The following is an 11,853-nucleotide window of genomic DNA, read 5'->3' as shown; positions in this document are numbered from 1 at the left end:
TGTCAGCCTCCGGTGATCGGTGAAAAGCACAGCACGTGGTCGCCCTCGTGCAGCAGATGGGTGGCGCGGGCCTCGCGCGGCACGAAGCAGCCGTTGACGGCGGTGGCTACGCTGCGCGTGTCGGCGTCCGGCGCGGGCCACAAGGCGTGGACGGCATCGGCCAGGGTGGCGCCAGCTGGCAAGGCCAGTGGGCCGGCATCGGTGTGGACGGTGAGGGTGGTAGCGGTCGGGTTCATGGTGAGGTGGCCAGGCGGCACAGAGCCTGCATCTGGACCAGGGCGTCATCGACCAGCGCGGGCGCCATCAGCCAGCCATGGCGGTACAGGCCGTTGATGCGCAAGAGCCCCGGTTCGACGTGGGTGCGCGGGCGGTGATCGGGCAGGGCCGGGCGCAGGTTGGTGTCCATGCGCAGGATGCGGGCCTCGGCCAGATCCGGCAGGATGCTGTGGGCTGCCGCCATCAGCTCGACGGCGCTGCGCAGCGACATGGGTGACCGGTCTTCGCTTTCCAGTTCGCTGGCGCCCACGAGCACGCGGTCACCCGGGCGGGGAACGATGTAGACGCGGTGGCGCGGGTGCAGCAGCCGGATGGGCCGGTGCAGCACCAGCCCGGGCGCATGCAGCCAGACCAGTTCGCCCCGCACGCCGCGCACCGGCAGCGCATCCCGCGCGCCTGTGCCGCGCACGTCGATGGCCCAGTCCACCGCGCAGAGCGAGCCATCGGCCAGCGTGAGCTCGCCGGGCGCCACGGCGGTCACCGTCTGTCCCCAGTGCCACTCTGCCGCGAAGGCGCGGTCGTGCAGGGCCTGCAGGGTGGCCACGGTGTCGATCTGGCCCTCGCCGGGCAGAAGCCAGGCGTGCAAGGGGCCGCCTGCGCTGTGCAGAGACGGTTCGAGGTCTGCCAGCGCATCGGGGGCGAGGGGTTCGGGTGCCGCCCAGTCGGCCTGCCGTGCATGGTTCAGCCGGTCGAGCACGCGCCGGGCGCTGCCCAGATCCGGCCCGTGGGCCACCAGCAGGCTGCCGGCCTCGCGGAAGTGCGGCTGGTGGGGGCCGGCCTGGCCCAGCGCGGCCACGATGTCGCGCCAGCGGCCCAGCGCGCGCCAACCCAGGTGAGCCACCTCGGGGTCGGCGTGCTCCAGTTCGGCCAGCGGGCTCAGCATGCCCGCGGCCGTGAAGCCCGCAGCCTGATGGCCGTCGAACTGCGGCCCCGGGCCGGGCGCCGGGTCAAAGACCGAGACCTGATGCCCGGCCTGGCTGAGCGTCCACGCCAGCAGCCGGCCCAGCAGGCCCGCCCCCGCGATGCCGATGCGCAGGCGCGGTGCCTCGGGTGCCGTCAGCGGGTCGGCTCCCACGGTTGCGGTGCACATGGCTTAGCCCTGTTGCGCCGTGACGGGCCGGATGGGGATGTAGAGCTCGCCGCCGACCTGCTTGAACTCTTCGGACTTGGCAGCCATGCCTTGCGCCAGGGCTTCGGCTTCGGCCACACCTTGCGCCGCAGCAAACTCACGCACCTCCTGCGTGATCTTCATCGAGCAGAACTTCGGCCCGCACATCGAGCAGAAGTGCGCCACCTTGGCGGCGTCCTTGGGCAGCGTCTCGTCGTGGAAGTCGCGGGCGGTTTCGGGGTCGAGGCCGAGGTTGAACTGATCCTGCCAGCGGAAGTCGAAGCGCGCTTGCGAAAGCGCGTCGTCACGCGCCCGCGCGCCGGGGTGTCCCTTGGCGATGTCGGCTGCGTGCGCGGCGATCTTGTAGGCGATCAGGCCCTGCTTCACGTCGTCGCGGTTGGGCAGACCCAGGTGCTCCTTGGGCGTCACGTAGCACAGCATGGCCGTGCCCATCCAGCCGATCATGGCCGCACCGATCGCCGAGGCGATGTGGTCGTAGCCGGGCGCGATGTCGATGGTCAGCGGGCCCAGGGTGTAGAAGGGCGCCTCGTGGCAGTGCTTGAGCTGCTCATCCATGTTGGCCTGGATCAGGTGCATGGGCACGTGGCCGGGGCCTTCGATCATCGTCTGCACGTCGTGCTTCCAGGCGATCTGGGTCAACTCGCCCAGCGTGCGCAGCTCGGCGAACTGTGCCTCGTCGTTGGCGTCGGACAGGGAGCCGGGTCGCAGGCCGTCGCCCAGCGAGAAGGTCACGTCGTACGCCTTCATGATTTCGCAGATCTCGTCGAAGTGCGTGTACAGGAAGTTCTCTTTGTGATGCGCGATGCACCACTTCGCCAGGATCGAGCCGCCGCGCGAGACGATGCCCGTGCGCCGGTTGGCCGTCAGGTGAATGAAGGGCAGGCGCACGCCGGCGTGGATGGTGAAGTAATCCACCCCTTGCTCGGCCTGCTCGATCAGCGTGTCGCGGAAGATGGCCCAGGTGAGGTCTTCGGCCACGCCGCCGACCTTTTCGAGCGCCTGGTAGATGGGCACGGTGCCGATGGGCACGGGGCTGTTGCGGATGATCCAGTCGCGTGTGGTGTGGATGTGCTTGCCGGTGGACAGGTCCATCACCGTGTCGGCACCCCAGCGGATCGACCACACCAGTTTCTCGACTTCTTCCTCGATCGACGAGGTCACTGCCGAGTTGCCGATGTTGGCATTGACCTTCACCAGGAAGTTGCGACCGATGATCATCGGCTCCAGTTCGGTGTGGTTGATGTTCGCCGGGATCACGGCGCGGCCGCGCGCCACTTCGTCGCGCACGAACTCGGGCGTGATCTCGCGCGGGATCAGGGCGCCCATCGGGTTGCCGCGCAGGCGGCTCTCTCGCTCGGCATCCACGCCGTATTTGCTGCGCCAGTCATCGGCCAGCTCGGTGCGGCGTTGGTTCTCGCGCAGCGCGATGAACTCCATCTCGGGCGTGATGATGCCGCGGCGGGCGTAATGCATTTGCGTGACATTGCCCCCGGCGCCGATGCCGCCGCGCGCCCGGCGGGGCGTGCGCTGCAGGCCCTGAGCCGCCTCGCGCAGCGCGGCCATGCGCTCGTCGTGGCGCTCGCCGGCCTTCAAGCCGTCGTCCACCGCCTGGATGGTGCGGCCTTCGTAGGTCTCGGTGTCGCCGCGGGCCAGGATGGCGGCCTCGCGCACGGGCGCCAGGCCGCGGGTCACGTCGATCTCGGCTTGTGGGTCGGTGTAGGGGCCTGAGCAGTCGTACAGCGTGACCGTCTCGCCGTTGGTGAGGCTGACCTCGCGCATGGGCACGCGCACGCCCTCATGGCTGCCAGGCACATAGACCTTGCGCGAGGCAGGCAGAGGTTCGCGGGTCAGGCGGGTGAGGTCTTGCAGCGCGTCGAGCGCAACAATCTGTTCGGGGGCGTTCATCGGCGGGCTCCTTGGGGCGACACAAAAGGTGTGCTCCAAGGTGTGCCCGCGACGGGCCCCTTGCGGGCCTCAGGCAGGACAGCTCTTCTTCCGCCGGTATGAACCGGATCAAGTTCAGCGGGTTTGGTCAGACCATCTCAGCGCCGTCGCGTGCCAGGCACGCGGGGCACACCCCGGAGCAGTGCGCAGTGTAGCGCGCTGCGTGGCCGGATCGCAAACAGGGACAAGACGCGCCTCAGCGGCGCGCGCGCAGGGCGCGGGTCAGCGGTTGGCGCGCCAGACCGTCTGCAGCGTGTGGGCGCTCAGCGCGCCGCGTGCGGCTTCGCCAGCCGGGGCGGTGCGGACCGAGTGCTCCGCCACGGACGAGGCGGCCAGAGGAGCGTGATGGCTGAGAAGGGGCGTGTCTGGGCTCGCACCCGTGTCGGTCACGGGCTCCCCGAACCACAGCAGCAGGCCCAGCAGCGGGGTGATCGCAAACAGCGGGCGCATGGCAAAACCTGGATGAAGACCTGAATTTGAATCGCTTTGAGGTCAGTGTAGGCAGCGGTGCCGACGCAGGCCATCCCCGGCACAAGGGGGCGGACCACACCCGCATGGGGGGGCGGCCCGGGGCACATGCGGGCAACCCCTGATGGCGGGGTGTTTCTCATCTTCCACTTCCAGACCCCTTTCCAGGTCCTTGATTCATAAGGACTTTTTTTGAGCAAAAACGCGCCGGAATCGCTTGTAAGTCTTTGATTTCATTGCATTTTTTTTGTGTTTGACCTTGTTTCGACCCCGGACCTCGGTTAAAGTGGGATTTAGTGCAAATTCGTGGGGTTTTGTGTGAGTCTGGTCTTCCAAGGTGCTTCGGCGCTGTCGATGGATGCAAAGGGGCGGCTGGCCGTCCCTGTGCGTCATCGCGACGCGCTGCAGGCCCTGTGCGAGGGTCAACTCACCATCACCAAGAACCCTGACGGCTGTCTGATGATCTTCCCGCGCCCTGCGTGGGAGGCCTTCCGCGACAAGATCGCCGCGCTGCCCATGTCGGCGGCTGGCTGGAAGCGCATCTTTCTGGGTAACGCCCAGGATGTGGAGATCGACAGCGCCGCGCGCGTGCTGGTGGCGCCCGAGCTGCGGGTGGCGGCCGGCCTTCAGAAGGACGTGATGCTGCTCGGCATGGGCAGCCATTTCGAGCTGTGGGACGCCGAACGCTACGCTGCCCACGAGGCCGCCGTGATGGCCGAGCCCATGCCCCAGGCCCTGCAGGATTTCACCTTCTGACCGCGATGCAGGCCGCCGTGACCCCTTGGCAGCACCAGACTGTTCTGCTGCACGAGGCTGTGGAAGCCTTGTGGGATGCGGCCGTCGGTCCGCGCCCTGAGGGGCGCTATGTGGATGCCACCTTCGGGCGCGGCGGCCACTCCCGCCTCATCCTGTCGCGCCTGGGTCCACAGGCGCGCCTGCTGTCGCTGGACCGCGACCCCGATGCCATTGCGCATGCCACGCAGGGTGATGGGGCCATTGACGACCCGCGCTTCGAGATCGCGCACGCGCCGTTCTCGTCCTGGGCCGATGTGGCAGCGTCCAAAGGCTGGGACCGGGTCGACGGCCTGCTGATGGACATCGGCGTGTCGTCGCCGCAGATCGACAACCCCGAGCGGGGTTTCAGCTTCCGTTTCGATGCGCCACTGGACATGCGCATGGACACGACCCAGGGCGAGAGCGCGGCCGATTACCTGGCCCGCGCCTCGGTGGACGAACTCACCCATGTGATCCAGACCTATGGCGAAGAACGGTTTGCTCGCGCCATTGCAAAGGCGCTTGTCACGCGCCGCGACGAAGGCCAGCCAGTGCGAACCACCGGCGAACTGGCCGCGCTCGTGGCTCGTGCGGTCAAGACACGGGAAGCAGGGCAGGATCCCGCAACCCGCACCTTTCAGGCTCTTCGGATTCACGTCAACGGTGAACTCGACGAGCTCCAGGCTGCGCTGGACGCGGCCCTGAAGATGTTGGCGCCGGGCGGGCGCCTGTCGGTCATCAGCTTCCATTCGCTGGAAGACCGCATCGTCAAGACCTTTATTGCGCAGCACAGCCGCGATGAGGTTGATCGCCGCGCGCCGTTCGCGGCGCCGCGTCCGTTGATGCTGCGCGCTGTGGCGCGCATCAAGCCCTCGGAGGCCGAGGTGGCAGCCAACCCGCGTGCGCGGTCTGCCGTGTTGCGTGTGGCCGAGCGCACCGACACCCCGTGGCAGCCCACGGTTTCGGCGGCGCCGGGTCGCAAGACCAGGGGGGCGCGATGAGCGTGCGCGTGAACCTGGTGCTGGCGGTGGTGCTGCTGGCCAGTTGTTTCTGGCTGGTGCGCTCCAGCTACGAATCGCGTCGCCTCTTCGTCGAGCTAGAGCGCGCACAGCGCGCGGCGCGCGAGCTGCAGATCGACTACGAGCGTCTGCAACTGGAAAAGCGCGTGCAGGCCACGCCCCTGCGCGTCGAAAAGCTGGCGCGCGACAAGCTGAAGATGGTTGCCACCACTCCGGCCGTCACGCACTATGTGGCGCCCTCCGGCGCCTGGGTCGCGCCTGCGCCCCCGGTCGCATCGGTGCCTGCCACGGGAGGTGCGCGATGAGCCGCCTGTCCGGTCTGTGGCGTCGCCTGCGGGGGCAGCCGCGTCGCCAGAAACCCAGCGCCATGCCGTCCGTGCGTTACGCGAGCAGCCCGCTGCTGGCCTCGCGCACGCCGCCCTGGCGTGTCAAGTTCATGATCGGGGCCATCGGGCTGGGCTTTGCTGTGCTGATCGGGCGCGCCGCCTGGATCCAGATCATCGAAAACGATTTCTACCTCGAGCAGGGTGCCAGCCGCTACGAGCGGCGCATCGCGCTGGAGGCCACGCGCGGGCGCATCCTGGATCGCAACGGCGAGCTGCTGGCCTCCAGCGTGCCCGCGCCTTCGCTATGGGCTATCCCCAAGGATCTGCAGGCCACGCCGCAGCAGCGCCGTGAGCTGGCCAAACTGCTGGGCATGACGGTGCCTGAGCTCGACAAGCGCCTGGCTGGCAGCCCGAACTTCGTCTGGTTGCGCCGCAAGGTTGACGACGACGTGGCCGAAGCCGTGGTGGCACTCGGCATCAAGGGCGTGCACCAGTTGCGCGAGGCCAAACGCCACTATCCCGAAGGCGAGGCCGCCGCGCACGTTGTGGGCTTCACCAACATCGAGGACAAGGGCCAGGAAGGCGTCGAACTGGCCTACCAGGAGCGCCTGTCCGGGCGGGATGGCACACGCCGTGTCATCAAGGATCGACTGGGGCGTGTGGTCGAGGCCGTGGGCGATCTGGTGCCCGCCGTGGACGGCGAATCCGTGCGCTTGTCCATCGACGCCAAGGTGCAGTTCTACGCCTATCAGCGCATCCGCGATGCCGTGGCCGAGCACAAGGCCAAGGCCGGTAGCGTGGTGGTGCTCGACGTGCAGACCGGCGAGATCCTTGCGCTGGCCAATGTGCCCACCTACCGGCCGGATGACCGGCGCAATCTGACCGGCGCACAGCTGCGTAACCGCGCGCTGACCGACACCTTCGAGCCGGGATCGACCATGAAGCCCATCATTGCGGCGTGGGCGCTGGAGACCGGCCGGGTGCGGCCCGACACCATCATTTCCACGGCGCCCGGGCGCATGACGCTGGATGGCTCGACCATCAACGACGCCCATGCTCATGGGGACCTGACGGTGGCCGAGGTCATCCAGAAGTCGAGCAACGTTGGCACGGTCAAGCTGGCCATGCAGATGCAGCCCCGCGAAATGTGGGAGCTGTTCTCTGCCGTGGGGCTGGGCCAGAAGCCGCAGATCGATTTCCCCGGTGCGGTGACTGGTCGCCTGCGTCCATACAAGAGCTGGCGGCGCATCGAGCAGGCCACAATGAGCTATGGCTATGGCCTGTCGGCCAGCCTGTTCCAGATTGCGCAGTCGTACACCATCTTCGCCACCGATGGCGAGTACGTGCCCATGAGCCTGCTGGCCCATGACCCCGTGCAGCGGGCGGGCCATGTCAGCCGCAGTGCCCGGGTCATTTCGCCTGAATCGGCCCGGGCGGTGCGTCAGATGCTGCAGATGGCTGCTGGCCCCGGCGGCACCGCGCCGCTGGCCCAGACAGTTGGCTACAGCGTGGGGGGCAAGTCGGGCACGGCGCGCAAGCAGGAAGGGCGCGGCTATGCCAGCAACAAGTACCGCTCGTGGTTTGTCGGCATTGCGCCCATCAGCCAGCCGCGCATCGTCGTCGCCGTGATGGTCGATGAGCCCAGCAACGGCAAGTACTACGGCGGCGCGGTGGCTGCGCCCGTTTTCAGCCAGGTGGTACAGCAGACGCTGAGCCGCTTGAACGTGCTGCCGGACCAGGCTGTCGAGCCGCGCATCGTCGCATCTGAGCGGCTGGTTCCGGCCGAGGTGGAGAGCTTCTGATGGCCGCGCTTCACCTCCTCCACGACACAGCCGAGGTGCTGCGCTGGCTGGCCAGCCGGGGCGTGCGCGACCTGGTGGTCGACAGCCGTCGCGTGCGCGACGGGGCGCAGCAGGCCTTTGTGGCCTGGCCGGGCGCGGCGCAGGATGGCCGCGCCTTTGTTGGTGCGGCGTTGGCCGCGGGCGCGACGGCCTGTCTCGTCGAGGCTGAAGGGGCTGAGGTCCATGCGTCGGATGATCCGCGTGTGGCGGCCGTGCCCGGTCTGAAGCGCCGCTGTGCCGAGATTGCGCACGGCTTCTACGGGGAGCCCAGCGCACACCTGGACGTGGTGGCTGTCACTGGCACCAACGGCAAGACGTCGACGTCCTGGTGGACGGCGCAGGCGCTGGATGCTGTCGACACGCCCTGCGGGGTCGTTGGCACGCTGGGTGTGGGCCGTGCCGGCCATACCGGCTTCGAGGCCACTGGCTTCACCACGCCAGACCCGGTTACCCTGCAGGCGACCTTTCAGCGCTTCGTGCGAGAAGGCTTGCGTGCAGCAGCCATCGAGGCATCGTCCATCGGGATCGAGGAGCTGCGGCTGCACGCCACGCGCATCGCCGTGGCCCAGTTCACCAACTTCACGCAGGACCACCTCGACTACCACGGCACGATGGACGCCTATTGGCGGGCCAAGCGGGCGCTGTTCAATTGGCCGGGCCTGCGGGCGGCGGTTCTCAACGCCGATGATCCACAGGGCCTGCCGCTGGCCGCCGAGCTGGCTGCGCAAGGGTTGTCTGTCTGGACGTACGGTTTGCGGCCGGATGTGCGCCTGCAGGCCTGTGAGTTGCACCATCGCTCGCGCGGCATTGCCTTCACGGTGGTCGAGCGTGATGCTGACCTGAGGGTGCTGGCCCAGGCCGAACTGGCTGCGCCCGTGATCGGCAGCTTCAACGTGTCGAACCTGCTGGCGGTGTTGGGGGCGCTGCGTGCACTGGGCCACGATCTGGCCACGGCGGTGCGTGCCTGCGCGGGCCTGCACGCGGTGCCCGGCCGCATGCAGACCGTCGACTCGCCCGACGCCGCGGGTCAGACCCCGCTGGTCGTGGTCGATTACGCGCACACCCCTGATGCGCTGGAGAAGGCGCTGGAGGCGCTCCAACCGGTGGCGCAGGCCCGCTCAGGTCGGCTGGTGTGCGTGTTCGGCTGCGGGGGTGACCGCGATCCGGTCAAGCGTCCACTGATGGGCCGGGCTGCCGAGCAGCGGGCCGATCGCGTGCTGCTGACCAGCGACAACCCGCGCAGCGAAGACCCGCTTGCCATCCTCCAGCAAATTCGCGCAGGCCTGAGCGAGCCAGCGCGCGCCGCCGTGGTGCCTGACAGGCGCGACGCCATTGCGCGCGCAGTGGGCGACGCCGCAGTGCAGGACGTGGTACTGATCGCCGGCAAGGGCCACGAAACCTACCAGGAAGTGGCTGGCGTGCGCACGCTGTTCTCGGACGTGGACGAGGCGCGCGCGGCGCTGGCGCAGTGGCGTGGAGGGGCAGCATGACATCGCGGCCGATGATGACGCTCGGGCTGGCGCACAGCCTGCTGCCCGGCTCGGTGCTGACCGGTGACCCTGCCACGCCCGTCCTGCGCGTGCACACCGACACGCGCACGCTGCAGTCGGGTGACCTGTTTGTCGCGCTGCGTGGCGAGCGCTTCGATGCGCACGACTTCCTGCCCCAGGCCGCACAGGCCGGCGCCGTGGCCGTGATCGCCCAGCGCGGGGTCGACACCTGTGGCCTGCCTGGCCTGACCGTGCCCGACACGCGTGCTGCGCTGGCCATGCTGGCGGCAGGCTGGCGTGCGCGCTTCGACATCCCGCTGATCGCGGTGACCGGCAGCAATGGCAAGACGACGGTCACGCAGATGGTGGCTGCCATCCTGCGCGCCTGGATGGCCGGGCAGGGGGATGCCGAGGCCGCCCTGGCCACGGCGGGCAATTTCAACAACGACATCGGTGTGCCGCTCACGCTGCTGCGCCTGCGTGAGGGCCTGCACCGCTGCGCCGTGGTCGAACTGGGCATGAACCACCCAGGCGAGATCGCGCAGCTGGCCGCCATTGCCGCGCCCACCGTGGGCCTGGTCAACAACGCCCAGCGCGAGCACCAGGAGTTCATGCACACCGTCGAGGCGGTGGCGCGCGAGAACGGCAGCGTGCTGCAGGCGCTGACACGCCGCGGCGTGGCCGTTTACCCCGCAGACGATGCCCATGCGCCCATCTGGCGCGAGCTGGCCAATGGCTACGACAAGCTCGATTTCGCCACCGACGGCGAGGCCGCTGTCACGGGCGAAGCCAGCTGGCACGCCGCGCCGCGGCCGCACTGGCGGATCGCCATCCGCGCGCGTGGCGAGCAAGCCGAGGTCAACCTGAACATGGCCGGTGCCCACAACGTGCGCAATGCGCTGGCGGCCACGGCCGCAGCGCTGGGCGCGGGCGTGCCCTTGGCCACCGTGGCGCAGGGCCTGTCGGCGTTCGAGCCGGTCAAGGGCCGCTCGCAACTGCACGCCGTGCGGCAAGAGGGCCGCACGCTCACGCTGGTGGACGACAGCTACAACGCCAATCCCGACTCCGTGCGCGCCGCCATCGACATGCTGGCGGGCTTACCCGGGCCGCACTGGCTGGTTCTGGGTGACATGGGCGAGGTGGGCTCACAAGGCCCGGCCTTCCACGCAGAGGTGGGCGCCTATGCCCGCGAACGTGGCATCGCGCATGTCTGGACGGCCGGCGAACTGTGCGCCCACGCCGCCCAGGCTTTTGGCAGCGGCGCGCGCCACTTTGCCAACGCGGCCGAGATCGTCTCGGCCTTGTCTGCTTCCTCCGGGGCGCCGTCGGTGGCGTCCGTCCTGGTCAAAGGTTCTCGCTTCATGAAGATGGAACAGGTTGTTCACGCCTTGCAAGGAGGGGTCCATGCTGCTTAGTCTGGCCATGTGGCTGCAAGGGCTCAGCGCGGACCTGAGCTTTCTGCGGGTGTTCCAGTACCTCACCTTCCGTGCCGTCATGGCCGCGATGACGGCCGTGCTGATCGGTCTGATCCTGGGCCCGCTGGTGATCCGCAGGCTGACCGAACTCAAGATCGGCCAGCCCATCCGTGAGTACGGCATGCAGACCCACCTGGCCAAGAAAGGCACGCCCACCATGGGGGGCGCGCTGATCCTGCTGTCCATCGGCCTGTCGACACTGCTGTGGTTCGACTGGACGAACCGCTTCGTGTGGATCGTGCTAATCGTCACGCTGGGTTTCGGGGCCATCGGCTGGGTCGATGACTGGCGCAAGGTCGTGCTCAAGGACCCCGAGGGCATGCCATCTCGCGAGAAGTACTTCTGGCAGTCGCTGATCGGGCTGGTCGCAGCCTTCTTCCTGGCCTTTGCCGTTTCAGGCAGCAGCAACGCGCAGGTCATGCAGCTGTTCACCGATTGGGTGGCGTCGGGCTTCACGAAAGAGTTGCCGCCTGCGGCCGACCTCATCGTGCCTTTCTTCAAGAGCGTGAGCTACCCGCTGGGCGTGTGGGGCTTCATCTTCCTGACCTATGTCGTGATCGTGGGCTCCAGCAACGCAGTGAACCTGACCGACGGGCTGGACGGCCTGGCCATCATGCCGGTGGTGATGGTGGGCGCGGCGTTGGGCATCTTCGCTTATGTCACCGGCAATGCCGTGTTCTCACGCTACCTGTTGTTGCCCCACATTCCGGGCGCAGGCGAGTTGCTGGTGTTCTGCGCGGCCATGTCTGGCGCGGGCCTGGCCTTCCTGTGGTTCAACGCCTACCCGGCGCAGGTGTTCATGGGCGATGTCGGAGCGCTGGCGCTGGGTGGCGCGCTCGGCACCATCGCCGTCATCGTGCGCCAGGAAATCGTGCTGGCCGTGATGGGCGGCATCTTCGTGCTGGAGGCCCTGTCGGTCATGGTGCAGGTCAGCTACTTCAAGTACACCAAGCGCAAGTACGGCGAAGGCCGTCGCATCCTGCTGATGGCGCCGCTGCACCACCACTTCGAAAAGTCTGGCTGGAAAGAGACGCAGGTCGTGGTCCGCTTCTGGATCATCACCATGCTGCTGTGCCTGCTGGGCCTGTCTACCCTCAAACTGCGTTGATCG

At 68.2% G+C, this 11,853-nt stretch carries 11 protein-coding genes and 1 riboswitch; of the genes, 7 read left to right on the top strand and 4 right to left on the bottom strand.

Going from position 1 to position 11,853, the window contains the following annotated elements; genetic code table 11:
• Positions 1-2: 2 nt before the first annotated feature.
• The 4 genes from thiS to GTZ97_RS09290 form a co-directional block, all read right to left on the bottom strand.
• Entirely contained in the window at positions 3-236 is a 234-nt protein-coding gene (gene thiS, locus GTZ97_RS09305; protein ID WP_161650301.1) for a sulfur carrier protein ThiS, read from the bottom strand.
• Positions 233-1,366: an FAD-dependent oxidoreductase gene (locus GTZ97_RS09300; RefSeq protein WP_201748225.1), complete on the bottom strand. Its 1,134-nt coding sequence runs from the start codon at positions 1,364-1,366 to the stop codon at positions 233-235. Before GTZ97_RS09300 ends, thiS begins: the two co-directional genes overlap by 4 nt.
• A gap of 3 nt (positions 1,367-1,369) precedes the next feature.
• Entirely contained in the window at positions 1,370-3,310 is a 1,941-nt protein-coding gene (gene thiC, locus GTZ97_RS09295) for a phosphomethylpyrimidine synthase ThiC (RefSeq protein ID WP_161650300.1), read from the bottom strand.
• A 68-nt stretch (positions 3,311-3,378) separates the two neighbouring features.
• Positions 3,379-3,496, bottom strand: a riboswitch (TPP riboswitch).
• 75 nt (positions 3,497-3,571) lie between these two features.
• Positions 3,572-3,799 (bottom strand): hypothetical protein, encoded by a 228-nt coding sequence (locus GTZ97_RS09290; protein ID WP_161650299.1) that lies wholly within the window; start codon positions 3,797-3,799, stop codon positions 3,572-3,574.
• A gap of 342 nt (positions 3,800-4,141) precedes the next feature.
• Here GTZ97_RS09290 and mraZ point away from each other — a divergent pair, with 342 nt between their 5' ends.
• Genes mraZ through mraY form a run of 7 tightly spaced genes read left to right on the top strand, consistent with a single transcriptional unit; the run spans position 4,142 to position 11,850 of the window.
• Positions 4,142-4,573 (top strand): division/cell wall cluster transcriptional repressor MraZ, encoded by a 432-nt coding sequence (gene mraZ / locus GTZ97_RS09285; protein WP_161650334.1) that lies wholly within the window; start codon positions 4,142-4,144, stop codon positions 4,571-4,573.
• 5 nt (positions 4,574-4,578) lie between these two features.
• Complete coding sequence (gene rsmH / locus GTZ97_RS09280; RefSeq protein ID WP_161650298.1) at positions 4,579-5,592, top strand: 16S rRNA (cytosine(1402)-N(4))-methyltransferase RsmH; 1,014 nt, start codon at positions 4,579-4,581, stop codon at positions 5,590-5,592.
• A complete protein-coding gene (gene ftsL, locus GTZ97_RS09275) occupies positions 5,589-5,915 on the top strand; it encodes a cell division protein FtsL (RefSeq protein ID WP_161650297.1) in 327 nt (108 codons plus the stop codon). The genes rsmH and ftsL overlap by 4 nt, the downstream gene beginning before the upstream one ends.
• Positions 5,912-7,738, top strand: a complete 1,827-nt coding sequence (locus tag GTZ97_RS09270) for a peptidoglycan D,D-transpeptidase FtsI family protein (RefSeq protein ID WP_161650296.1) — start codon at positions 5,912-5,914, stop codon at positions 7,736-7,738. The genes ftsL and GTZ97_RS09270 overlap by 4 nt, the downstream gene beginning before the upstream one ends.
• A complete protein-coding gene (locus GTZ97_RS09265; RefSeq protein ID WP_161650295.1) occupies positions 7,738-9,267 on the top strand; it encodes a UDP-N-acetylmuramoyl-L-alanyl-D-glutamate--2,6-diaminopimelate ligase in 1,530 nt (509 codons plus the stop codon). The genes GTZ97_RS09270 and GTZ97_RS09265 overlap by 1 nt, the downstream gene beginning before the upstream one ends.
• Positions 9,264-10,682 carry a UDP-N-acetylmuramoyl-tripeptide--D-alanyl-D-alanine ligase gene (locus tag GTZ97_RS09260; protein WP_236651100.1) on the top strand — a complete coding sequence of 473 codons (1,419 nt, stop codon included), beginning with the start codon at positions 9,264-9,266 and terminating at the stop codon, positions 10,680-10,682. Before GTZ97_RS09265 ends, GTZ97_RS09260 begins: the two co-directional genes overlap by 4 nt.
• Positions 10,672-11,850: a phospho-N-acetylmuramoyl-pentapeptide-transferase gene (gene mraY / locus GTZ97_RS09255; protein WP_161650294.1), complete on the top strand. Its 1,179-nt coding sequence runs from the start codon at positions 10,672-10,674 to the stop codon at positions 11,848-11,850. The genes GTZ97_RS09260 and mraY overlap by 11 nt, the downstream gene beginning before the upstream one ends.
• The last annotated feature ends 3 nt before the right edge of the window (positions 11,851-11,853 follow it).

Source organism: Aquabacterium fontiphilum, from assembly GCF_009909205.1.
In the GTDB taxonomy this organism is placed as follows: Bacteria; Pseudomonadota; Gammaproteobacteria; order Burkholderiales; family Burkholderiaceae_C; genus Aquabacterium; species Aquabacterium fontiphilum.
The sequence above is the reverse complement of the archived record's forward strand: the minus strand, read 5'-3'. Positions and strand labels throughout refer to the sequence as shown.

Coding starts and splice junctions, on each gene's coding strand:
- thiS (WP_161650301.1), bottom strand. CDS start 236: ATGAACCCGACCGCTACCACCCTCACCGTCCACACCGATGCCGGCCCA.
- GTZ97_RS09300 (WP_201748225.1), bottom strand. CDS start 1,366: ATGTGCACCGCAACCGTGGGAGCCGACCCGCTGACGGCACCCGAGGCA.
- thiC (WP_161650300.1), bottom strand. CDS start 3,310: ATGAACGCCCCCGAACAGATTGTTGCGCTCGACGCGCTGCAAGACCTC.
- GTZ97_RS09290 (WP_161650299.1), bottom strand. CDS start 3,799: ATGCGCCCGCTGTTTGCGATCACCCCGCTGCTGGGCCTGCTGCTGTGG.
- rsmH (WP_161650298.1), top strand. CDS start 4,579: ATGCAGGCCGCCGTGACCCCTTGGCAGCACCAGACTGTTCTGCTGCAC.
- ftsL (WP_161650297.1), top strand. CDS start 5,589: ATGAGCGTGCGCGTGAACCTGGTGCTGGCGGTGGTGCTGCTGGCCAGT.
- GTZ97_RS09270 (WP_161650296.1), top strand. CDS start 5,912: ATGAGCCGCCTGTCCGGTCTGTGGCGTCGCCTGCGGGGGCAGCCGCGT.
- GTZ97_RS09265 (WP_161650295.1), top strand. CDS start 7,738: ATGGCCGCGCTTCACCTCCTCCACGACACAGCCGAGGTGCTGCGCTGG.
- GTZ97_RS09260 (WP_236651100.1), top strand. CDS start 9,264: ATGACATCGCGGCCGATGATGACGCTCGGGCTGGCGCACAGCCTGCTG.
- mraY (WP_161650294.1), top strand. CDS start 10,672: ATGCTGCTTAGTCTGGCCATGTGGCTGCAAGGGCTCAGCGCGGACCTG.